Origin of the sequence: Janthinobacterium sp. 344, assembly GCF_900112025.1 — a bacterium.
Classification (GTDB): Bacteria; Pseudomonadota; Gammaproteobacteria; order Burkholderiales; family Burkholderiaceae_D; genus Janthinobacterium.
The window spans coordinates 1-22703 of record NZ_FOKL01000018.1; the positions used below are offsets into that span (position 1 = coordinate 1).

A 22703-nucleotide genomic window follows, 5' to 3' on the forward strand; every position below is an offset into this window, starting at 1 on the left:
TGCAATCGCCGCCGGGCCACGCTTTCGATCAGTGCCGCGGCAGCGCCCTGCGGTGCGCTTCCTCGCAGCAGAGCGATACCCGCCAGGCGCTGGCGACGGTTCAGTACGGCGAACTGGGCGATGAAGGTTTTCCATTGAGCTATCTGCATGAAAGGCTCCCGTTTGTCTGCGATGCACAGTCAGACAGCAGGGATACAGGAAGATTCCTGAACTTCCCCTACTTAACGGGGACAGAGCCTTTTTTTATGCCCGTCTTGATCCGGATGAAGATCCGCATGCGGCGCACGCCTGTATTCGATGGTTTTGCGCCAGATCAGCTAAAATGATTCCACCAATACATTGAAACGGGAGTTCACATGGCAAGCAAGAAACCGACCAAAGCTGCAAAGATCGACATCGGCATTTCCGAGGCGGACCGCGCGAAGATCGCGGAAGGCCTGTCCGGCCTGCTGGCCGACAGCTACACCTTGTACCTGATGACCCATAATTTTCACTGGAACGTCAAGGGGCCGATGTTCAATACCCTGCACCTGATGTTCATGACGCAATACACGGAGCAGTGGGGCGCGCTGGACCTGATCGCCGAGCGCATCCGCGCCCTGGGCTACCCGGCGCCGGGCACCTACAAGGAATTCGTCAAGCTGGCGTCGATCAAGGAAATCGACGGCGTGCCGCCGGCGCTGGACATGGTCAGCCACCTGGTGGCGGCGCAGGAAGCGACCGCGCGTACCGCGCGCCGTCTGTTCCCGCTGCTGGAAAAGGCCAATGACCAGCCGACAGCCGACCTGATCACGCAGCGCCTGGATCTGCATGAAAAGACGGCGTGGATGTTGCGCAGCCTGCTGGAGGAATAAACGCCAGGACTGGCAGCGCTAATTCGCCCCAGGCTATTGACGCCATCCGGAATTGCGTTAGACTGCTTGTATATAGGTGTATGGCAAGACTAATATCAGGCAGCACTGCATGTAAACCCCGTCGCTTATATAGGCCGCGGGGTTTTTTATTTTCGGACTCAAAAAGATGGAGGCATCATGGCTGAATGGGTAGGCTGGTTTGTGGCGGCTGGCGCGGTATTGATCCTCGAGCTGTTTACCGGCACGTTTTATCTGTTGATGATCGCCATCGGCATCAGCGCCGGTGGCATCGTGGCGCTGGCCGGTGGAAATGGCAGCTGGCAGGCCGTGACGGCCGCCATTGTCGGCGTGGTGGCGACCCTGTTATTGCGGCGCAGCCGCTTTGGCAAGGCGGCGCGGCGCGATGCCGCGCAGGATCCGAATGTGAATCTGGATATCGGCCAAAGCGTGGCGGTGGCGCATTGGGTCGATGGCGTGGCGCGGGTGATGTATCGCGGCGCCTTGTGGGATGTGGAATTGATTCCCGGCAGCGATACGCAGGCCGGGCATTACACCATACGCGCCGTGCGCGGCAGCCGTTTGATTGTTGGATAACCTGGAGAGTAGATTATGGAAGTAAACATCGGAAGCGTTTCGCTGATCTTGTTATTGCTGGCATTGGTATTTGTCTTCAAGACGGTCAATGTGGTGCCGCAGCAGCATGCCTGGGTGGTGGAGCGGCTGGGTAAATTCCACGCGGTATTGGGTCCCGGTTTGAATATCGTCGTGCCGTTTGTCGACCGCATCGCCTACAAGCATGTGCTCAAGGAAATTCCCCTCGATGTGCCGCCGCAAGTGTGTATTACGCGCGATAACACGCAATTGCAGGTGGACGGGATTCTGTATTTCCAGATTACCGACGCCATGCGCGCTTCGTATGGTTCATCGAATTACATTGCCGCCATTACGCAATTGGCGCAAACGACCTTGCGTTCGGTCATCGGCAAGATGGAACTCGACAAGACATTTGAAGAGCGCGACCATATCAATACCGCCATCGTGAATGCCATCGATGAATCGGCGGCGAATTGGGGCGTCAAGGTATTGCGTTATGAAATCAAGGATTTGACGCCGCCAAAGGAAATCCTGCATGCGATGCAGGCGCAGATTACGGCGGAGCGTGAAAAGCGCGCTTTGATCGCCGCCTCGGAAGGGCGCAAGCAGGAGCAGATCAATATCGCCAGCGGCGAGCGTGAGGCGGCGATTGCCCGTTCGGAAGGCGAGAAGCAGGCATCGATCAACCGCGCGGAAGGACAGGCCACGGCCATCGTGGCCCTGGCGCAGGCGAGCGCCGAGGCGTTGCGCCAGGTGGGCGCCGCCATCCGCGAGCCGGGCGGGGAGGATGCCGTCAACCTGAAGGTGGCGGAACAGTATGTGGGGGCGTTTGCACAATTGGCCAAAACGAATAATTCGATTATCGTGCCGGCCAATCTGGGCGACATGAGCAGCTTGATTGCGACGGCGATGCAGGTGGTAAAAACACAGAAGCCGAAAAGCGGCGTGGCGATTCCCTGAGTTCCGTTCTGACTAGTTAGCGAATAGTAAGTTCGTAGTGAGTGTGTCGTAAGTTCGCAGCACATTCATGAGAAATGCCGCCCGCCTGATAGCGGGCGGTTTGCATTTGGATGCTCCTTGGGTATATGGCGCGACCGTGGCGTGGCGCTATGCCTATTTGAATGGATGCCGGTGCGCCTTTTTCTTCATGCTATGCTGTGCATGTTTTCGGCATTATGTTCTGCGGTGCAGCGTTGAAAGTTGTTTTCGATTAGAGTAGAGCCCGTTGAACGAGCCTGCTAACTATTGCGGCTTATCCATGTAAAGGACTGCCGTTGTGCGCAAGGGGTGTGATTGCGGTAGTATTGTTCCCATATTCATTTTGAATTGCCATTTGTAATTACTATAAATTGCAATGAAACAAAAAGTGCTGCAAAATAAATGCCGTGGATGGTGGCGTATCGAATGGCACCATTCAGGCGGCAAGGCTGCTGGCGTAGATGCCTCGGTCGCCGTGCGCATCCTGGCGGCGCCAAAATTTTTCAGCATCGTCAAGCCATGAGAAGTAGGTTTTTTGCCAAAAGAATTGTAAAAAACAATCAAATTTCAAAAAAAATCACCTCAGCCGCGTTACAATTGGATAGAATTTAACTGTTCAGTTATATTTTTCAACTCACACAAGGAAATATCATGGATCTGTCCAGCTTATCCCTGTCCGAACTGCGTACGCTGCAGGACGACATCAAGAAGCAAATGAAAAAACGCGAACAGGACGATTTGTCCAAAGCGCGCGAGCAAATTCTGGCGATCGCCCAGAGCGTTGGTGTTTCCGTCAAAGACCTGGTCGGCACGGGTATTCGCGCCAAGACCGGCACCGTCGCCGTGCGTTATCGCAATCCGGATGATCCGACGCAGCAATGGACTGGCCGTGGCCGTCAACCGAAATGGGTCAAGGAATGGACCGATTCGGGCAAGTCGCGTGATCTGCTGAAGGTGTAATTCACTACACCGTCATTCGGATGCTTGTTCTGTGTCGCATCAAGCAGCTTACAGGCATCCGGAACTTTCTTCTTTATCTGTCTGTCTTTGGCCGCTCTGGCCAGCCTGATTCTCCCGCAGTTATTTCAATGATATTTTTGATAATATCAATCATCGCTCCCGCCTTATCTGTTTTATCCTCCTGTTTCGCCATGGCTGCCTGGTTTTTATTTTTCCATGGCCATCTGCAATGGACAAAATAAAACCCGGCATATAGCCGGGTTTCGGTCTGAAGGGCGAGGCGCATATGCCTGCCAGGATCAGCGCCGGTGCGTCTTCATTGCCGCCTGCACTTCGCGCGCGCCATCGCGGTCGCGTTCGGCCGCCCGCTTGTCGTGCTGTTTCTTGCCTTTTGCCAGGCCGATTTCACATTTCACACGGCCGCCCTTGAAATGCAGGTTGAGCGGTACCAGCGTATAGCCGGAGCGTTCCACCTTGCCGATCAGTTTATCGATTTCCGCGCGGTGCAGCAGCAGTTTGCGCGTGCGCACGGCTTCCGGGTGGATATGCGTGGAGGCGGTCGGCAGGGCGCTGATATGCGCGCCGAACAGGAACAGCTCGTCGCCGCGGACGACAACGTAGGCTTCCTTGATTTGTACGCGGGCGTCGCGGATGGCTTTGACTTCCCAGCCTTCCAGGGCGATGCCCGCTTCGTAGCGATCCTCGATAAAGTAGTCGTGGAAGGCTTTTCTGTTGTCTGCTATGGTCATGAGATGGTAAATGTGCGCGGGTCGGTTAAACTACTGTCTCGCGCAAGCGCGATAAAATCAAATGTATCCAACATCATAGCAAATGGTTCTTCAATGGCAGTAGTACATAAATCAGTTTTTCTCGGCTACAGCGCCGAGCAAATGTTCTCGCTGGTGGCGGCGGTGGAGGATTATCCCAAATTCCTGCCCTGGTGCGGCGCGGTCGAAATACGCGAGTGCGGCGAGAACACGGTCGTCGCCAGCGTGGGCATACAGTACCACGGCGTGCGCCAAAGCTTCACCACGTCCAACGAGAACACGCCTTTCAGCTCCATCAAGATGAAGCTGGTGGACGGTCCTTTCAAGACCCTCGACGGCGTATGGACCTTCAAGGCCCTGCGCGACGATGCCTGCAAGATCGAACTGGACCTGCACTACGAGTTTTCCAGCCGCGTGCTCGAGCAGATCATCGGCCCCGTCTTCGGCATGATCGCCAACAGCATGGTCGATTCCTTCTGCAAGCGCGCGGAGACCGTATATGGCTGAGGCCAGCATCGAGGTGCAGGTGTGCCACGCCTTGCCGGACAGCAGCTTCCTGCGCAGCCTGACGGTGCCTGCCGGCACCACTCTCGGGCAGGCGCTGGAGCAGAGCGGTGTGCTGCGGGAATTCCCCGGCATCGACCTGGCCGTGAATATGGTCGGCATCTATGGCAAGAAGAAATCACTGGATACCGTGTTGCGCGAACACGACCGGATCGAGGTCTACCGGCCGCTGCAGGCGGATCCGAAGGAGGCGCGCCGGCGCCGGGCCAGCAATAAGAGCCTGTCCCAGTAGGCGAATACATCCCCCCTGGTACCCCTCAGAAGCGTGGACTGTGTTGTTCGTCGTCGCGTGGCTCGCCACGCGTCCTCCTCACGTCTCGTCCGCGCTCCTGCTGCGCTGCCAGTGGAAGACGCTCCCTGCTGGGATAGACTCTAAGCCAGTCAGGGTGTTAATGGTGAGTGACTGTCAGTTGCCGCCTGAAGTGCGAAGTGAGTTGGCCGGCAATCCAGCATCAATGATGATTGCGGCGATCGCCAAGAGGCATCAGGCCTTGGAGCAAGTCGTTTCGGTGATGTTCAGATCTGCTGCCTTGCCGCTTGCAGCCGTATAGGCAGTGTCATACAAGAATTGTACTGCATAATCTTTTATCACCAGATTGCCGTTGGTATTCAAGCGGAACTCCCGTCCCCTGCCAATGGGAGCGTCCTGCGTGCTGTAAATGCCGGCAAAACCTATTTTGTCAGCAAGGTGGATCACCGGGTAAACACGATCGTTAATGAGTTGGCTTATAAGGTTGCCGCTGCCGCCATAGTGAGCGGTATCCGGACCCGTGACGATGCCCTGGTTTAAGGAAAGTGTTTGGGCTGATGCGCCCAGATAAGGGTAATATGCAAGGCCGATGATTTGGAGGGTATCACCAGCCCCGGCAACGATCTGTCCCACTGTTTGCGTGCCTGTCGCACATTTCCATTTGCCATCCAGGGCGCCGACGGTGAGCGCGGCTGAGGCGGTTGGCGTGGCGACAGAGTCGCTGCTGCCGCCACCTCCACATGCGGACAGGATGGTTGCGGTAAAGGCCAGTGTGAGGATTTTTTTCATTGGATCATTCAAGGGGGGGGGGCGGCAGAGCGTGCCGTTTCGCGGCGCGATTATATGAAACATTGATGACAAGAAATCTATCCGATTATCACTATCGCGCTGTGTTGAGCGCGTCCCTGGCTTTTTCTTGTTCTGTGCTGATACTAGTGGTATCAGTCGGCACGATATCGGCAGGAATTTCTGCAGAAATGAGTGAAGCAACTATTCCTCCCCGCGTAGCGCCTGCAGTGCCTTGGCGCCAAAGTTTCATCGTTGGCAGGGCGTTGCAGAAGTTCAAGACAGGAATCAAGAATTTCTGTATAATCTGCTTTTGCGCCAATAGGAAATGCTATGCGTCTACTTCAAAAAGCACTCACATTCGATGACGTGCTGCTCGTCCCAGCCTACTCCAACGTTCTGCCCGCCGATACGTCCCTCAAAACTCGCCTGACCCGCAATATCACCCTGAATATTCCCTTGCTGTCCGCAGCCATGGATACGGTGACGGAAGCCCGCCTCGCGATCGCGATGGCCCAGGAAGGCGGCATCGGCATCATCCACAAGAATTTGAATCCGAAGGACCAGGCACGTGAAGTGGCCCGCGTAAAGCGTTTCGAAGCTGGCGTGCTGCGCGATCCGATCACGATTCCGCCGGACATGAAAATCCGCGACGTGATCGCGCTGACGGAACAATACGGCATCAGCGGTTTCCCGGTGGTCAAGGGCAAGGAAGTGGTCGGCATCATCACCAACCGCGACTTGCGCTTTGAACAGGAACTCGACGCGGAAGCCTCCGCCAAGATGACCCCGCGCGAAAAACTCGTCGTCGTCAATGAAGATGCCGATACGGCCGAAGCCAAGCGCCTGATGAACAAGCACCGCCTCGAGCGCGTGCTGGTCGTCAACGACGCGTTTGAATTGCGCGGCCTGATCACCGTCAAGGATATCCAGAAGTCGACTTCGCACCCGTTCGCGTCGAAAGACAGCCAGGGCAAACTGCTGGTCGGCGCCGCCGTGGGCGTGGGCGCCAAGGATGAAGAGCGCATCGACCTGCTGGTCGCCGCCGGCGTCGACGTGCTGGTGGTCGATACGGCCCATGGCCACTCGCAAGGCATCCTGGACCGCGTCAAGTGGATCAAGACCAAGTACCCGCAAGTGGAAGTCATCGGCGGCAATATCGCTACCGCCGCCGCCGCCAAGGCGCTGGTCGAATACGGCGCCGATGCGGTCAAGGTCGGCATCGGCCCTGGCTCGATCTGCACCACGCGTATCGTCGCCGGTGTGGGCGTGCCGCAAATCACGGCCATCTCGAACGTGGCCGAAGCACTGGAAGGCACGGGCGTGCCATGTATCGCCGACGGCGGTATCCGCTTCTCGGGCGACATTTCCAAAGCGCTGGCCGCTGGCGCCTCGACCGTCATGATGGGCTCGATGTTTGCCGGTACGGAAGAAGCGCCAGGCGAAGTGATCCTGTACCAGGGCCGCAGCTACAAGTCCTACCGTGGCATGGGGTCGCTGGGTGCGATGTCCGATGGGTCGGCTGACCGTTATTTCCAGGACGCCACCATGAAGGCCGACAAGTTCGTGCCTGAAGGTATCGAAGGTCGCGTCGCCTACAAGGGCAGCGTGCTGGCGATCATCTTCCAGCTGGTGGGCGGCGTGCGTCAATCGATGGGTTACTGCGGTTGCGCCACCATCGACGAACTGCGCGAGAAGGCGGAATTCGTGGAAATCACCTCGGCCGGCATGCGCGAGTCGCATGTCCATGATGTGCAGATCACGAAAGAAGCGCCAAACTACCGCTCCGAGTAAGCGCAACAGGAAAAATTGCCCATGGCTGCGTTACAGTGCCTCGCCGTACTATTCGTACTGTCTTCGGCACTGCGCCTTGCCCTGAACAATTTTTCCGATGCGCTATAGCGACAGACCAGACCGGCGCCTAGTGCGCCGGTTTTGTAATGACCTCAGATAAAGTCCCCATCATGCATTCTAAAATCCTCATTCTCGATTTCGGTTCCCAAGTCACCCAGCTGATCGCCCGCCGCGTGCGCGATTCCGGCGTGTTTTCCGAAGTCTTCCCGTATGACGTCAGCGACGAGTTCGTGCGCAACTATGGCGCCGCCGGCGTGATCCTGTCGGGCAGCCACAATTCCACCCTGGACGGCGATTCGCCGCGCGCGCCGCAAGCCGTGTTCGAGCTGGGCGTGCCCGTGCTGGGCATCTGCTACGGCATGCAAACCATGGCGGCCCAGCTGGGCGGCAAGGTGGAAAACGGCCTGGTGCGTGAATTCGGCTACGCCGAAGTGCGCGCCCGCAGCCATACCAAGTTGCTCAACGGTATAGCCGACTTCGTCACGGACGAAGGCCACGGCATGCTGAAAGTGTGGATGAGCCACGGCGACAAGGTGCTGGAAATGCCGCCAGGCTTCAAGCTGATGGGCAACACCCCGAGCTGCCCGATCGCCGCCATGGCCGACGAAGAGCGCCAGTTCTACGGCGTGCAGTTCCACCCGGAAGTGACGCACACGGTGCAGGGCAAGGCCATCATCGGCCGTTTCGTGCATGAAATCTGCGGCTGCAAGTCGGACTGGAACATGCCCGACTACATCAGCGAAGCGGTGGAAAAGATCCGCGCGCAAGTGGGCACGGATGAAGTCATCCTGGGCCTGTCCGGCGGCGTCGACTCGTCCGTCGCGGCTGCCCTGATCCACCGCGCCATCGGCGACCAGCTGACCTGCGTCTTCGTCGACCACGGCCTGCTGCGCCTGGACGAAGGCAAGATGGTGATGGACATGTTCGCCAAGAACCTGGGCGTCAAGGTCATCCGCATCGATGCGGAAGACCAGTTCATGGGCCACCTGGCCGGCGTCGCCGACCCGGAGCAGAAGCGCAAGATCATCGGCCGCGAATTCGTCGAAGTGTTCCAGGTGGAGTCGGGCAAGCTGGTGAATGCCAAATGGCTGGCGCAAGGCACGATCTACCCGGACGTGATCGAATCGGCCGGCAAAGGTAAAAAAGGCCAGACCATCAAGAGCCACCACAACGTGGGCGGCTTGCCGGACACCATGAAGCTGAAATTGCTGGAACCGCTGCGCGAACTGTTCAAGGACGAAGTGCGCAAACTGGGCGTGGCCCTGGGCTTGCCGCATGATATGGTCTACCGTCACCCGTTCCCGGGCCCGGGCCTGGGCGTGCGCATCCTCGGCGAAGTCAAGAAGGAATTCGCCGACCTGCTGCGCCGCGCCGACGCCATCTTCATCGAGGAACTGCGCAACACGCCGTACGAATTCGTTGCCGGCCAGGCCGTCGACCCGGACGCGCTGCCAGCGAACTGGTACGAAGCGACCAGCCAGGCGTTCGCCGTCTTCCTGCCCGTCAAGTCGGTGGGCGTGATGGGCGACGGCCGCACCTACGAATACGTGGTGGCCCTGCGCGCCGTGCAGACGCAGGACTTCATGACGGCCCACTGGGCGCACCTGCCGCACAGCTTGCTGGGCAAGGTCTCCAACCGCATCATCAATGAAGTGCGGGGCATCAACCGCGTGGTGTACGATATTTCGGGCAAGCCGCCAGCGACCATCGAATGGGAATAATCTCCCGTCCGGCACCGTAAGGTAATGCCGGGTCAATGCAACAGCTAAGCCCCTGATTTTTCAGGGGCTTTTTTTATTTTGTCTGGCAAACGCAAGCAACCGTCGACAGAGCCAAGCACGTTTTTTTGTGGGTATTTTTGCGGGTATCAAATATGCCGAAATGTGAATTTAACATTTGGTTCTTCTTGCTGTTTTGTCACGTGAGGGTATTTTTGCGGGTATTTTTTGTTTTAAGTGTTTGATTTTAAAGGAATTTTTGCATCTTTTTTACGCTCTTCATCGTGAGGGTATCAGCAGCCCGAGATGGGATAACGATTTCACTTTTTTCGCGCTAAGTGATTGATTGTTTGAAATGAATCGGCCGCCAGTACAGACTTGTGTAGGAGTGGGAGGTGACCATGTTGACCGATACGAAACTGAAAAACCTGAAACCTGCTACGAAAGCCTATAAGGTGCCGGATCGTGACGGTATGTATGCGACGGTCCTGCCCACTGGCACCATCTCGTTTCGCTATAACTACCGCGTCAATGGCCGCAGTGAAACCTTGGTGCTCGGACGGTACGGTGCTGGTGGCTTGAGCTTGCAGGAGGCAAGGGAGCGCCTGGAGCAAGCCAAGAAAGCGCAATCGGAAGGCAAGTCCCCGTCGCGCCTCAAAGCCAAATCGCGTACCCAACTGGCAGCGGGAGAACCATTCAGTGTTTGGGCCGAACGTTGGCTATTAAAGTACAAAATGGCGGAGTCGACGCGGGATATGCGGCGCGCGGTGTACGAACGCGATCTGAAACGCCCGTTTGGCAGTCTCCTGCTGCATGAGATTACGCACAACGAGTTGCGTTCCGTATGCGACGCCATCCTCGCACGTGGCGCCCCCGCGACGGCCGTGCATGCGCGCGATATCGTGAAACTGGTCTTTAAGTACGCAGAACAAAGAGGACAGAAGGTTGAAAACCCTGCGGATCTGGTTGCTCCCTCATCCATTGCCGTATTTGAGCCGCGCGACCGCGCGTTGGGTGCCGAAGAGATCGCGCTGTTCTACGAACATATCGAATACGTGCAGTGCGCGCCGACCTTGCGCCTGGCTTGCAAATTACTATTACTCACCATGGTGCGCAAATCCGAACTGACGGACGCAACATGGAGTGAGGTGAACTTTACCGATGCTCTATGGACTATTCCGGCCAGGCGGATGAAGCGCCGCAACCCCCACAACGTCTATCTGTCACGTCAGGCATTGGATATGTTCGTTGCGTTGCGTACCTGTGCTGGCACATCCCCTTATATTTTGCCATCGCGATATGACCCTGATGTGCCGATGAATGGTGCTTCGCTCAATCGCATCCTGGTGTCAGTCTGCGCCACGGCACGAGACTGTGGGAAACAACTGGCCGATTTTTCGCCGCACGATTTACGGCGAACAGCATCGACCCTGCTGCACGAAGCCGGCTACAACACCGATTGGATCGAAAAATGTCTCGCCCACGAGCAGAGGGGCGTGCGAGCCGTCTACAACAAGGCTGAATACGCGGTTCAGCGCCGGACCATGCTGCAGGAGTGGGCAGACATGATCGACGCCTGGACAAAGCGGAAAGACTAACAGGCTATTTAGACGGGCTGCGCGGTACTGGCTGTGCCTGCGGTGCACCGGGCCGGCGTGCGGCCGACTGCTGTTCGGCGATCCATGCGTCCACCTCGTTGAGGTCCCAGGCAACCAGGCGCGAGGTAATAGTAAAACGCCGGGGAAATTGCCCTCTTTTTTCAAGGTTCAGGATAGTGCGCTCGCATAGCGGCACTTTTTGCAAGAGCTGGCGGCGTTTAATGAGAACCCGGCCAGGTACATTGAGTTCGCTCTCGGTCAAGACACGTACTGCGCGAGGAGAGCGGCCGGCTTTCGGGCCAGACCGACGCTGGCGTTTGAGATTGCCGACAAATGCTCCCAGGCCAATGTCAGGGTGCATCAAGTTGGTAAACGGCGAATGGTTCGAAGGGGGCATATATTTCATGATGAGCTGTCTCCATGATCGATGACGGATGACGGATCATCCTGCTCCATGGTGGCTGCGCTGATCGTGGGCATCAAGTTGAAAACCGGCATATTTCGGTGGCATTTCACGGCAATTACGTGAAGGCGCAGCGGCCGGTGTCAGTGGCGTGTAGCGGACAAATTGTCATCCGCTGGAAAAGAGGTGGCATGGGAATGGCCTGTGAGACACTTCCTGCGCTCAGGACCCTGGCGAGGTGTCCATGTCCGCTGCGTTCCTGTTGTCGCTCTACTGCGATGGTGCTGGCATCGTAGTCCGGAGCAATAGAGATGAGAAGTGCGCTGGACGGTTCTCAGCGTTGGCACGAACATCTCTTCGAAAAGGTGAAGCGTGCCGGCGCAGGAAGTCCATTGAATACAGCGTGGTGCATGTGTGGCAATGACATCCAATTCGATGCAATGGTTCAATCCGTAGGATTCCCGCTCGTCCTCCGTTAACACTCCGCATGCCAACACCACCTTGTCGTGGACATCACACCATTCGATCAGGCGCCGGACATCATGCCGGTTGAACCTGGTTGTCTGCTCAATCACCATCATTGCTATGCCGCTGTGTCGTTGCGGCGTCTCCAGAGGCAACATGCTGTCGCCTCTTGGCTCCACCCGATAGGACGGACCAAATGCGACTTCCATCGCTGCTAAGCACCATGCCGGTGCCGCAGGCGCTTCACTGCAGAGTAACATCTTAAGGCACATGGCTTCCTCCGTGCCGGTTGGTTGGGGGGAGGCTTCCTATTCGGGATGCGGGTAGGAAGGCTTGTAAGGCTCGTCAGGGACTTGCCGGAACCTCTTCGCTGAGTGTGGCTGCTGGCATGCTTAAAACCCGTTCAGGGGCCGGATTTGGCGCCGGATGGTCTGCTCGTTGCGTCACTCCGGTGAGCGCGGGAGAAATGGCTGAATCATCGCCCTGGGAGGGGAGACTGCTCGGTGCGGTGGGCTTACGTTCAGATGCGGGCAGTGCATTGATGCGTTTGAGCAGGCCGAGGGAAAGCGCGCGCGTGGTAGCGGTCACCGCCCGTACAGTTTTCTTGATCTGCGATTTTTCGGTGATCAGCTGGCTTGTCGAGAGCGCCTCGTCAATGCACAAGGATTCGAGCATGGGCATGAGCTGGTCGACTTTGCTGATCAATTCCAGTAAACGCCGGCCAAACATGGAAAAGACTTTCGCTTCGAGGGCGAGAGGTTCGATGTCGTAGCTGGCCAGTTCGTGGATGCCATGTTGATGGCACAGTTTTTCGAAGGCGACGATGCGCTGGTTGGCAAGGGCAATGCGCGCGTCAAGCATGGTGCGCAATTCCAGCTCCACTTTATCGACATCCTCGGCTGGTAATTTCATCCTGGCAAAGACGGAAATAAAATGGAAATTCGCTTGGGATACGTAGAAGCAGCGCAAGTACAAACGCTTGCCTTCCGGACTGGCGAGCGAGATATTGACCTTGCGGCTCGCTGATTCGACGCGTGTCAGATCGGCGGCGGCCTCCTTGGCCAGCAACTTCCTGTTGGTTTCGCCATAATCACGCGTGACGATCAAATGGGTGGGAGCTGGGTAGTTCATGGTGATGTCCTCGAAAATGCCCACTGGGCTACATAACATGGTGTACTCGCCATCCTGCTGATTCAAGAGGAATGCGCGGAGCTTTACAAGCGTATTTGCCGGTACTGTGTTCGCCATTCGGGCACGTCGATACCCTTACGGATGCGTACGCCACTGCGTGATCCCAGTGCCGGTGGATTTGCCGGAAGCATTTTTCGTCGAACCTGTGTTGACAGGCCGGGGAGGGCGACCTAAAGTTATATCGCAGCAGCTAGCCCTGCATCGTCTGGCAAGCCTGATCAATTGCGCCCAGCGCGCCGCAGCACCGATTGGACCGTCTCCTGTTTCCAGGCGTGACGTCCGTGTTCCTGAATAACGAGAGTGTTTTGACGCGCCACGCGCATCGCACCGCGCCGTTACGTCAAAGCACTTTGCATGCGTTTTCAGGACGGTAGCTGGCATCCCCGCCGAAACGGCATCAGCCGACAGTATCAAGCCAGTCAATTGAAGTTCCGGTGCGTCGCAGCAACCGGATGATCTCTTTCCCCCTTTGGGACGATGCATCCCGGGAGGGACTTGCCTCGTCTCTTTTTCTTGTGCGAGGCAATCATGAGCAGATATCAGATCAACTATTGTCGCGTCCCCCAGGATAGGGACACTTCCTTCCATCCAGCCGCGCCGCGCGAACCTGTGAGCAAGGTACCCGCGCGCGAAACGAATGATGACGCGATTGAATTTTCAGAAGAGGAGCTGGTGGCATTGCACTGGTGGCTATTGCGCAAAGTAAGTTTGCTCAGCGACCCGCGCACGCCACTGGACGAGAAATTTGAATTGGTCCGTTGGGTATTTACGGATCCGGATCGTGACACGCAGCCGTTTTCCTTCGTCAATTGCATGAAGGTGGTGAGTGGCAGTCCGTTGTCGCAGCTGCCATTCATCGGCGCCGTCGATGCGCAGGAGGTGCGCGACTGGATTGCTTCCCAGTTGTGCCGCTGGTTTATGACTGCGCTGCAGGACTACCCCGAGTGGGCCCGCCAAGCGGTACTGACAAAGCCAGACTGGATTTCCGACAATTTGTTCAAGAATCCGCAGTGGATGAATGAGCAGGTCAAGCTCCATGAAGCCGATCTTTTTGCATCGCTGAATGCTGAGGACGGTGAGCCTCATTTAAATGGCCATGGTGGCAGGGGAGCGCGCCAGACTGGCAGGAAGGGAGGTTGCCATGCGTGACGCCACCATTGCCGCTGCATTTCCTTCCGTTCGCTTTTGCCAGGTGCAAGATGTCGACGAGCTGACCTTCAGAATCAAGGAAAGCGAGATCGTCGTGGGGCAGCCAGGTCGTGTTTTCTATCTCGGGAAGGAACTGCGCTCGATACGCTTGTCCCTGGTGCCAGGCGGTTTTCAGGTCGATCCACAGCGAGGCCGGCCGGAGAGACGAACGAGATTTCTCACGTTCAACGAACTGCTGTCGGGGCGAGTTGGCTTTGCCATCGAGCACGGGGGGCTGTTCACGCGCCGCGTGGCGTGCCTGAACCGAGGCAGTTCTCTTGCGCCTGACAGGGGGAGGTCAACATGAGCAGAAATAAGGAAGAATTCAACGCGCATTTTCAGCAAGTCAAGCAGCGCGCGTTTGGACGATGGACGGAAATTTTGCTGGCGCTGGGCGTGGATGCCAAAGTGCTCAATCAACGCAATCAGCCGTGCCCCTTGGGTGATTGCGGCGGCACTGACCGGTTTCAATACACGGACAAGTTTGGCCACGGCAATTATATTTGCCGTGGCTGCGGCGCCGGTGGCGGATTTAAATTGCTAATGGGCTGCTTGGGACTCAGTGCTGTTGACGCGCTGAGCAGGGTAGAAGGCTATCTTGGCGTGACTGCGCCGAGGGCGTCGATCTCGCTCCCACAGGATTCTCGTACAGAGCGCGATGGCCTGATTCGGAGGATTCTGGCCGAGACAGTGCCAGTGACACCGGGAGATGAGGTGGACAGGTATCTGCGAAACCGTGGTATCAACCTGGAGCGGTACCCATCGACGCTGCGCATGCATCCTGCGTTGGGTTACTACGAGCGCAATGTGCTCACTGGTCAAGCCGTTGTGGTGCGACGCTACCCTGCCATGGTGGCCTGCGTGCAGGACAAGAGCGGGCGCACGGTGTCGTTGCATCGGACGTATTTGAGCAATGGCGAGAAGGCCCGCGAATGCGCGGTCAAGAAGCTGCTGTGTGCTGGCATAGGTGGCGCTGCCATTCGTCTGGCGCCATCCTCAGACGAATTGGCTGTGTGTGAAGGCATCGAGACCGCGCTGGCGGTCATGAAACGTTCGCATCAGCCAGTGTGGGCGGGGATAAGTGCCGGGAACCTGGAAAAGCTGTGGATACCTGAAACAGTCAAACGCCTACGCATTTATGCTGACAACGATGCGCATGCATTTTTTGATGGGCAGGCTGCGGCGTATAGCCTTGCGCGTCGCTACCTGAAATCCCATGCAGGAAGGACAGGGAGATCGGCCGAGGTGTTTGTGCCGAAGTCGGCGGGCGCCGATTGGGCAGAGGTGTTACTGAAGATTTCACATCGCGCGCGTCATGCGGCGTGAAGTCCCGAGAGCAAAACAGTAGATGTGGCGCGGCGGCCGTGTGGGCGCCGCATGTTGGCGCAATCGTGCGCCCACGTGGAACTCAGTGAATTCTGCGTGCTTGACCCTGCGGGGATGCACTCCCGCCAGGGAGCTGCATCGCCCGCTTTTTTCATGGAGGTTGTGATGAAAACAGGACGTCCTTTGGAACAACTCGTCATCGAACTTGAGCGGCAGGCGGCGCTCAAGAAGGACATGATCGTGCCGGCGACGAAGCTGGTAAGCGAGACGACGGCGGCAGGGCAGTGCAATCTCGTCATTGATGAACCCTATGGCAAGAAGCGATACCTGATGAACGATTTTGCCTGCGCGCAGCTGGCAAGGAAACTGGATATACCGTTGCTGTATTTTAAGCGTATGCGTTCATTTGATACCGAACTACTCGATGAAAACATCAATGCGTGGCTCAGAATCAATGCCACAGACAGCTATATGGTGCGGACCATGGCGGGTCGGGCCAGGGCATTCTTGTCGTCGCGCTTCCGTCGGCTCGACAACATCGATTTGGCCCACAGCATTTTACCGATCTTGCTTAAACTTCCCGGTGCCCGTTTTGAGTCGGTGGAGCTGACCGAAACCAAGATGTATTTGAAGGTCGTAAGTGCCGAGGTGACGCATGAGGTCGTGCCAGGAGACGTTTTGCAGGCCGGCGTCGTGGTCAGTAATTCGGAGATCGGGGTGGGGCGGTTGCGCGTGGACCCGTTGATTTATCGGCTGAAATGCAGCAATGGGCTCATCGCTTGTGAGCGCTCGATGCGAAAAAACCATGCTGGGCGTTTACTCGAATGTGGTGATGACGTTGTGCTGCAAGATGACACGGTCGAGGCCGAAGATCGCGCGATCTTTCTGAAAGCGCGGGACATGGTGCAGACCGCTGTGTCGGAGACGACCTTTCAACTGATATCGGAGAAGATGCGCAAAACCATGGGCATCGCATTGACGGGCGATCCGGTGAAATCGGTGGAGGTGCTAGCGAATCGCTTCGTATTGAACGAGGCGGAACGTGCCGGCGTGTTACGCCATCTGATTGCCGAGCGGCAGTTGAACGGTTATGGCTTGCTCAATGCGGTGACTGGTTACTCGCAAGAAGTGGGTGACTATGATCGCGCCACTGAATTTGAGGAGTTTGGTGGAAAAATGCTCGAATTTTCGCTCAAGGAGTGGAGCGAGGTCGCTGAAGCAAAGTAGCGTGGCATGAAATCTAATACCACGACGATTGGGTTCCCCGGTAGCTTGGCTACCGGGGAATTTCGCTCAATGAAGCGTGATGCGAATCTTGATACGTCAAAAACGATTAATGTTAATGGCGGCTTTAACACGTCCTACAATTTGCAGGGTAAGCATTGCTTTTGATATTTTTACAAGAGTTGAGTTGTAGCGTTGGTTTTCGCAACGAAGTAATAGGCCTTCACCCACGATGATTTCAATGTGTCGCACAAGGCGCCTTCCTTGGTAATCCAATAGATAGATTCCGTTAACCTCCACCTCATGGACCGTCGCATCAAAAAAAAATGGGGCGCCATCATGGATGAGCGGAGCCATGTCATCTCCCTTCATCACTCCTACTTGATTGGGGCCGGTGAACGATGCGGTTTGCCCGAGCATGTGACCGATCCAGTCAAAGGTGGGCTCTTTATGACAGTAGACCTGTTCCTGAACCTGTGACGATAGTTGTTGCTTGGGGAACGGGAGACGATGCGATGTCAATCCCAGGATCCAGTTTGCGTCCATGTCGAACTGAAGGCAGACAATGGCGAGGGATTTGAGATCGGGGAGACCTGGTTTTTCTTCATCGATCCAGCGCGCCACTGTTTGCAGGGCTCGGCCGGTAATCTGGCTCAGGAAGTGCTCGCGTTGTCCAGGATGTATTCCCCGCCTGTCTAGTTCTGCAATGAGGCGTTGCCGCACACCAGGGACGATATCAATGTCCAGTTCGCGGACGGCCTCTCTGGTAAGCGGAATGTTATTGCTTATTGTCACGATTTTTGTCTCCGTGCAGGGGTAAAGTGAGAGACTTTGATTTATTTGTAGATTATTTGTAGCAGTTGTTACGGGTAGATTTTTATGGGGTAGAGTTCGATTTTAGGGCGAGAATCGCATTTCCTCTAGTAAAATTTTGCTAAAGTGCACATAAATATTTTGATTCGATTAGCAGTTGCTATTGACCTTTGAAATTTTGCGGAGTAGTCTTTTTTTAATGTGCTAATGCCGTCGCGCGCAGTCCTCTTACCCATGACTTCGCCCATTCGTTGACCGACGTGGCAGAGTGCACAGCGGAAACCGGATGAATGACCACGCCCCGCCGTAGCGGGGCAAAGCGGGGTGGACCATGGAAGACGCGATTCGATACACGGACGTGCAGTACCTCAACTTAAATTACTTACTCACTATCCAGGTGGGTCTGAAGCAAGACCCCCTTGCCACATGCTGTACCTTTCACCTCGACACAGCCTCAGCCGAGACGCTCGCTGCAATGAGCGTGGACTCCTTGCAGCTGCTGGCCGCGAGCATGTCGCATGAAAGCCTGTTTAAGCCAATAGGTAATTTTAAAACTCTCCTTGAAACACCGCCCGTTTTGGCCATGACGTTGTGCAGGGTCGGCGCTGTGGATCAGGATGCAGCACGCGGACCATCGCGTGCCGGCCAAGCTACTACGGCTCATGCGCGCCTCGCATAGGTGACATATGGCCTATGAACATGCAGAGCGGCACATTCAGGCCCTGCAGCTTGCCAAATCCTGCGTCGAACAGGGCGCGCGGATGAAAACCGTCGCCTATTTGACCGGATTGAGTGCATCGCTGCTGCGGGAGTACTTCTACAATGACCGGGCGGCCACCGGCGGTCGATGGCCTAGCTCGCAGGATTGGTACCACATGGCGACCCTGGTGCAACGTGCCGAGGCGTCACTGATCGCTACTATTTTTCATTTCTTGCGTACGCAGCATGCATGCTCGGCACGCAAGGCCATGGTCTGCGCTTATAAAATGTATCGAGAGCGGTGGAATGGCCGGTTCAGCATTTCGTTTGACCGAGCTTTCGAGCTGATCGCTAGCGTAGAGGGCATTTGGACCCACCATTCATCGCAGTTGGCGCTGCATACCTGCCCGCGTTGCCGCTGCCGCTATCTGATCGCACTCGGGGATACCTCGGCGGATCACTCCGGATGTGTGTTTTGCAAGCTCGTTAAACGGTATGCCACCGATTCCCGTATTCAATCGAGCTTTGCTGGTAAACCTGACCTGCGCCTGGCCGTAAAGCAAAATTAGTCATTTAATGGATTGTTCAGAGTTTTCTTGTAGTTCTGTATTAATGGCTATGCATGGCTATCTACTATTAGGTTTGATGCCCATCGTAATCCCATGTACTGGTCATTAATGCAATAATCTCGTACACTGCGCCATTCGGCCCGTCCGCTATCGGCCTATTGTGTTGAAAATGTTGAGCGGCAACCATTTCGGAATGTCTCAAATCTCCAAGCTGTCGGTGATCGTTCAATTGCGACGGTTCTGGCCAGACCAGGCTGGCAGGAATTCTATCCACAGGTCAACGTACCCGCGTTTTTCAACACAATAGGCCAGAAGCGGTCATTAACGTGTGAGGATTAAGAGCCACATGAAGAACATCATCCTTGAAAAAACGAGTCAAGTTCGCTGGTACACGAACATGCGCGACGTGTTCGAGGCCGCGAACATTGCGCCGCAAGACTATGACTGGTACGTCAGCGACATCGAAACGAACTGGAGACCACCAGGTTTCTCGCCGGATGATCAATGGTTCACTGGCGACGAGCTTGAAGCCTTCCTGCATGCCTATGAGGTCCAGTTTATCTGGGCAGTATTCAGCGCGGTACCTAAGGGGCTTCGTCCGATACCTGTTCCCGCGCCATACGTCGAGGACAATCCGCAGTATTGGGACGGTACGGAACCGGACCCGCAACTAGAGGGCGCGTTGTTCGAGATCGCGTGTTGGGACAGCAGTGGAACGATTCTGATCAACCTGCCTGAACAAGCCATCCATTCGTTCTTGATACGATACCCAGACGCAAAGCCGTTGGCGACCGCGCGTTCCTGAGGAGTGCTGAGACGTCTGTTTTAGGACATAATCCGCCAACGACGGCAACCGGCCAGAAGCAGACATTACGACTTTGAACGCAATAGCACCTTCTTCTCACAAAAAGATGCAGTCATTTACCTATAGAGTTGAACTGACCGTTGATAGCGGCGCCTCAGGTCAGACTGAAATCGTAGTGCCATCAGTTGCGGAGGTTCGGACCTTCGTTGCGAAGTCGCTTGTGCCCAATTCCGTACTCATCGTGAGCCATCTAAAGCATAACGCGGACTACGGAAATTTCATCATTTTCCTGAATGCGATCGGGCTGGCATATGTACGTATACTTGAGCATCGAGGATTTCACGCGGCTAGTCTACAAGCGACAGTATCCGGTACAACAGTTCAGTTTATTGAAGACGGCGATACGTTCGACGTGGACGAAAACTCTACGATTCCGCGCGCTTCGGCTATCGAAGCGTTGAATCATTGGCTTGCGACTGGCGAACGATTTCCGGGTGTTTGCTGGGTCGATGAATAATTTATCGGGGAAGGGCCGCTTCGGGGTCTAACCTGCCAACGACAGCAACCGGCCAGGAGCGGCCATTCGATAATTTCCAAGGAACGCGATGACCGAAGATCTGTGTCTCAGGATTGCTGAGAAATATTTGTCGTCAAATGCCATTGAGTACATCCTTCCTGGTCGGATTGGCAGCAAAGAGCCGAGCAGGTGGGAGGCGATTTACGTCGTTCCAGCAGTAACGGACCCCACGGTGGCAGTTGTCGATCCTCCAGATGTACGAGTTTGGGTCACACTTCTTGACGGTCAAGTGGAATGGATACACCAAATGTGAACGGCTGCTCCGGGGCGAAAGCGCTCGTTCACGGTTGCCAGAGACAGGATGGTAAACGTGTTCTCAACGGGGTTGCCCGTTTGGCTAAAGTCTTGCAGATCGTTATGCTCCGGCCGATTATCGAGGCTCAACTTCCTGTACATCTAGCTTCGCTCAAAGGAGGGTGCCTAGTTGTCAATGACCTCGCCTTGTAAGTGGTGTCTGGCTCCTGCTGAGAGATGAAATACCTTGGGAGTATTTATTTGCCGCTTGAGCTCGGACATGCGATTTGCATGACCTTTTGGCAGAGACTGCAGGAATGGATTGCAGCCAAGTGCTGGCAGTGGCGTTACACCGCTGAATTCCTCGTCATTCTGTCGGTGAATAGTCGCAGCGAAAGGCAGGCTTTCATGTGGACGTACGTTGATCTACATAGCCATAATGCTCACATAGCCACGTGAGTGTGTCTTATGGCCACAGTGAATCTCTTCAAATACCTGGGTTGGCTTGGCCACCATCGTCAATGTAATCGCGGCCGTCAAGCCGCGCCCACCTGTCCTCAACGTTCACATCCCATTAACGGCCATGCGCGTGACGGCGGGATGCATCCCCGTAGTGTCGATGCGATCTTGGACGACAATCGGGATATCCTGGGGCGCATCAAACTGGCTTATGGCGGCGATGCGCATGCCTTTGCCAAGGAAATGCTTCCGCTCATCAGGAAGTACATCGCTTACGTGAACGTCTTGCCAGCGACGCGGGACAGTTTTTTTGCGCGCCCAGGAGGTTTAGCCCGCCTTGGCATGGAAACCGGGTTCTTCGCACTGCAAGCGACCGATTCTCAGATTTTTGCTGGCAGGGCGACGATATCGACCCGTCGACAGTTGGAGCCACGCTGGCGCTTTGCAACCTTCGTCGCAGGGCTATGCGCATACCTTTACCGCGCGTTGGACACTGTCGTCGTGAGTGACGCGCATGGAACCGTTTGGCAACCATACCTGGCATCCCTCGGGGATTGGATCCACAAACACGAGGTTGGCCGTCTGTTTGTCAAATGGGGGGAGGCCAGGCAGGAATGCCGCTCCCTGTCGTTGCTCGCGCTACCGATGATCCTGCCGACCGACACGTTGGCCTACCTGACCCAGGACGGCTCGACGATCGTCGCCCACATGCTTGCGGCGATCAGTGGTGAGGTGAGGTATCACGATCATAACGTCATTGACCATCTCGTCAATCGAGCATCTACTTTAGTGATCTACCGAGACTTGCGCGAAGCCGACACGCAAGCAGGCAAGGCCCGCGCGAGGGCTTACCTTGCCAGGTTTCTGCTCAAAGCAATGCGCGAGCTCGTGCAGTCACATCAGGGATGGGTGCCCAATGCGGAACGGTCCCGCATGTGGCTTGGGCGGGACGGCCTGTTTCTGGTGTGGCCGAACGGAATAAGCGACATGCTCACCTTGCTGGAAGACGAGGGATTGTATGGCTTACCTGCCTCCCCGGTAGAGGCCATGGAAATTCTGAGCGATGCCGGGATCATCCTGCCAATGAATTCGGACGAGTCTGTTTGGTCAATCCGGCCGCCAGGCGCCCCTGAACCCTTGGAGGCGTTTAAGCTGGTGACGCCAGGCGTTGTCCTTGCTGTGTTGCACCCGCCACCAGTGGCGCTGGACATGGATATTGCTGTCCACCGCACTCATGACGAGGTGCGAGCTACGGAGCATGATGCTAGTTCACGGCAGGCGAACGCGGCATCCTCCCAGGTTCAGGGCGAATGCGTTGCCTCAGAGATGCCGCCGGATGTGAGCGATCGTCAGTTGTCGTTGCCATCTATCCCACCGGTTCCCCCAACTGCGGCGGGCACGGGTATCGAACCACCTGCAGGTGCTCGTCAAGGAAGGGCGAAGAAGGTTAAAAATACCGAGCCAATGCAGTCAGCAAAGGCACGCTACTCGTTACGCGCACCGATTCGCCTCAATCCTGGCATTGCCAAGGTACTGCAGGCGATCGTGCAGTCTCTCAATGATACGAGCTTGCCACCTGCGTGTTATCCCATGGCGTCCGGCTTGTTCGTCCCATTGGATGCCTTCGTCGCGCGACAGGCGGATGCGAAGATGGCGCAACGCGCACTTGCTGATGCCAACATGCTGGTGGCAGGTCCAGCAGGGACCGAGCCTGTTGAATACCACGCCCTGCATGGCAAGCAACTGGCCGGCATGGTTATCGCCAGCCAGTTTGTCGAAGGTATGGATGCCGCAGGCGCGACCACCATCGATTTGAACGCAAGTTGA

At 56.2% G+C, this 22703-nt stretch carries 24 protein-coding genes and 1 pseudogene; 18 read left to right on the plus strand and 7 right to left on the minus strand.

Annotated features, from left to right (window positions below):
• Window positions 1-149, minus strand: a pseudogene (locus tag BM193_RS29240) (IS1595 family transposase); the annotation flags it as partial.
• 207 nt (window positions 150-356) lie between these two features.
• On the opposite strand from BM193_RS29240, the gene BM193_RS27395 reads away from it, so the two are divergent.
• From BM193_RS27395 to BM193_RS27410, 5 genes are all read left to right on the plus strand, one after another.
• Complete coding sequence (locus BM193_RS27395) at window positions 357-854, plus strand: Dps family protein (protein WP_071324012.1); 498 nt, start codon at window positions 357-359, stop codon at window positions 852-854.
• Between the two features lie 177 nt (window positions 855-1031).
• The gene (locus BM193_RS27400) at window positions 1032-1448 is read left to right on the plus strand and encodes an NfeD family protein (RefSeq protein ID WP_092804354.1); all 417 of its coding nucleotides are present in this window, start codon (window positions 1032-1034) and stop codon (window positions 1446-1448) included.
• Window positions 1449-1463: 15 nt separating this feature from the next.
• Entirely contained in the window at window positions 1464-2408 is a 945-nt protein-coding gene (locus BM193_RS27405; protein ID WP_092804357.1) for an SPFH domain-containing protein, read from the plus strand.
• Between the two features lie 394 nt (window positions 2409-2802).
• Window positions 2803-2949: a hypothetical protein gene (locus BM193_RS28930; protein ID WP_175533441.1), complete on the plus strand. Its 147-nt coding sequence runs from the start codon at window positions 2803-2805 to the stop codon at window positions 2947-2949.
• A 128-nt stretch (window positions 2950-3077) separates the two neighbouring features.
• Window positions 3078-3386, plus strand: coding sequence for an H-NS histone family protein (locus tag BM193_RS27410; protein WP_076569808.1), 309 nt, complete (start codon window positions 3078-3080; stop codon window positions 3384-3386).
• Between the two features lie 73 nt (window positions 3387-3459).
• Here the strand turns inward: BM193_RS27410 and BM193_RS28595 are convergent, their stop codons facing one another.
• The gene (locus BM193_RS28595) at window positions 3460-3672 is read right to left on the minus strand and encodes a hypothetical protein (protein ID WP_139176386.1); all 213 of its coding nucleotides are present in this window, start codon (window positions 3670-3672) and stop codon (window positions 3460-3462) included.
• A 13-nt stretch (window positions 3673-3685) separates the two neighbouring features.
• Window positions 3686-4135, minus strand: coding sequence for an SsrA-binding protein SmpB (gene smpB / locus BM193_RS27415; RefSeq protein ID WP_092804361.1), 450 nt, complete (start codon window positions 4133-4135; stop codon window positions 3686-3688).
• 93 nt (window positions 4136-4228) lie between these two features.
• Here smpB and BM193_RS27420 point away from each other — a divergent pair, with 93 nt between their 5' ends.
• On the plus strand, window positions 4229-4660 hold the full coding sequence (locus BM193_RS27420) for a type II toxin-antitoxin system RatA family toxin (protein WP_092804364.1): 432 nt from the start codon (window positions 4229-4231) through the stop codon (window positions 4658-4660).
• Complete coding sequence (locus BM193_RS27425) at window positions 4653-4949, plus strand: RnfH family protein (protein WP_092804367.1); 297 nt, start codon at window positions 4653-4655, stop codon at window positions 4947-4949. The genes BM193_RS27420 and BM193_RS27425 overlap by 8 nt, the downstream gene beginning before the upstream one ends.
• A gap of 252 nt (window positions 4950-5201) precedes the next feature.
• Here the strand turns inward: BM193_RS27425 and BM193_RS27430 are convergent, their stop codons facing one another.
• Window positions 5202-5756, minus strand: coding sequence for a hypothetical protein (locus BM193_RS27430; RefSeq protein WP_092804370.1), 555 nt, complete (start codon window positions 5754-5756; stop codon window positions 5202-5204).
• A 330-nt stretch (window positions 5757-6086) separates the two neighbouring features.
• Here BM193_RS27430 and guaB point away from each other — a divergent pair, with 330 nt between their 5' ends.
• The 3 genes from guaB to BM193_RS27445 all read left to right on the plus strand — a co-directional run bounded on the left by guaB (window position 6087) and on the right by BM193_RS27445 (window position 10923).
• Entirely contained in the window at window positions 6087-7547 is a 1461-nt protein-coding gene (guaB, locus tag BM193_RS27435) for an IMP dehydrogenase (RefSeq protein WP_092804372.1), read from the plus strand.
• 170 nt (window positions 7548-7717) lie between these two features.
• A complete protein-coding gene (guaA, locus tag BM193_RS27440) occupies window positions 7718-9328 on the plus strand; it encodes a glutamine-hydrolyzing GMP synthase (RefSeq protein WP_092804375.1) in 1611 nt (536 codons plus the stop codon).
• Between the two features lie 398 nt (window positions 9329-9726).
• Window positions 9727-10923 (plus strand): tyrosine-type recombinase/integrase, encoded by a 1197-nt coding sequence (locus BM193_RS27445; RefSeq protein WP_092804454.1) that lies wholly within the window; start codon window positions 9727-9729, stop codon window positions 10921-10923.
• 4 nt (window positions 10924-10927) lie between these two features.
• Here BM193_RS27445 and BM193_RS27450 read toward each other — a convergent pair whose 3' ends face one another.
• Together BM193_RS27450 and BM193_RS27455 are read right to left on the minus strand one after the other, a co-directional pair.
• A complete protein-coding gene (locus BM193_RS27450; protein ID WP_254786456.1) occupies window positions 10928-11185 on the minus strand; it encodes a helix-turn-helix transcriptional regulator in 258 nt (85 codons plus the stop codon).
• 951 nt (window positions 11186-12136) lie between these two features.
• A complete protein-coding gene (locus BM193_RS27455; RefSeq protein WP_139176389.1) occupies window positions 12137-12922 on the minus strand; it encodes a DUF1845 domain-containing protein in 786 nt (261 codons plus the stop codon).
• 588 nt (window positions 12923-13510) lie between these two features.
• Between BM193_RS27455 and BM193_RS27460 the strand changes: the two genes are divergently transcribed.
• The 4 genes from BM193_RS27460 to BM193_RS27475 are packed head-to-tail and all read left to right on the plus strand — an operon-like array spanning window position 13511 to window position 16723.
• Window positions 13511-14131, plus strand: a complete 621-nt coding sequence (locus tag BM193_RS27460; RefSeq protein WP_092832581.1) for a hypothetical protein — start codon at window positions 13511-13513, stop codon at window positions 14129-14131.
• On the plus strand, window positions 14124-14477 hold the full coding sequence (locus BM193_RS27465; RefSeq protein WP_092804384.1) for a hypothetical protein: 354 nt from the start codon (window positions 14124-14126) through the stop codon (window positions 14475-14477). The genes BM193_RS27460 and BM193_RS27465 overlap by 8 nt, the downstream gene beginning before the upstream one ends.
• Window positions 14474-15496 carry a DUF7146 domain-containing protein gene (locus BM193_RS27470; protein WP_092804387.1) on the plus strand — a complete coding sequence of 341 codons (1023 nt, stop codon included), beginning with the start codon at window positions 14474-14476 and terminating at the stop codon, window positions 15494-15496. Before BM193_RS27465 ends, BM193_RS27470 begins: the two co-directional genes overlap by 4 nt.
• A gap of 51 nt (window positions 15497-15547) precedes the next feature.
• Window positions 15548-16723, plus strand: a complete 1176-nt coding sequence (locus BM193_RS27475) for a DUF945 domain-containing protein (protein WP_254786451.1) — start codon at window positions 15548-15550, stop codon at window positions 16721-16723.
• Window positions 16724-16819: 96 nt separating this feature from the next.
• On the opposite strand, the gene BM193_RS27480 is transcribed toward BM193_RS27475, so the two are convergent.
• Window positions 16820-17515: a S24 family peptidase gene (locus BM193_RS27480; RefSeq protein WP_092804390.1), complete on the minus strand. Its 696-nt coding sequence runs from the start codon at window positions 17513-17515 to the stop codon at window positions 16820-16822.
• A gap of 704 nt (window positions 17516-18219) precedes the next feature.
• Between BM193_RS27480 and BM193_RS27490 the strand changes: the two genes are divergently transcribed.
• The 4 genes from BM193_RS27490 (at window position 18220) to mobH (ending at window position 22703) form a co-directional block, all read left to right on the plus strand.
• Window positions 18220-18801 carry a FlhC family transcriptional regulator gene (locus BM193_RS27490; protein ID WP_092804396.1) on the plus strand — a complete coding sequence of 194 codons (582 nt, stop codon included), beginning with the start codon at window positions 18220-18222 and terminating at the stop codon, window positions 18799-18801.
• Window positions 18802-19147: 346 nt separating this feature from the next.
• Window positions 19148-19606 carry a hypothetical protein gene (locus tag BM193_RS27495; RefSeq protein WP_092804399.1) on the plus strand — a complete coding sequence of 153 codons (459 nt, stop codon included), beginning with the start codon at window positions 19148-19150 and terminating at the stop codon, window positions 19604-19606.
• A 106-nt stretch (window positions 19607-19712) separates the two neighbouring features.
• Entirely contained in the window at window positions 19713-20123 is a 411-nt protein-coding gene (locus tag BM193_RS28600) for a hypothetical protein (RefSeq protein WP_139176392.1), read from the plus strand.
• A 762-nt stretch (window positions 20124-20885) separates the two neighbouring features.
• Window positions 20886-22703: a MobH family relaxase gene (mobH, locus tag BM193_RS27505; protein ID WP_092804405.1), complete on the plus strand. Its 1818-nt coding sequence runs from the start codon at window positions 20886-20888 to the stop codon at window positions 22701-22703.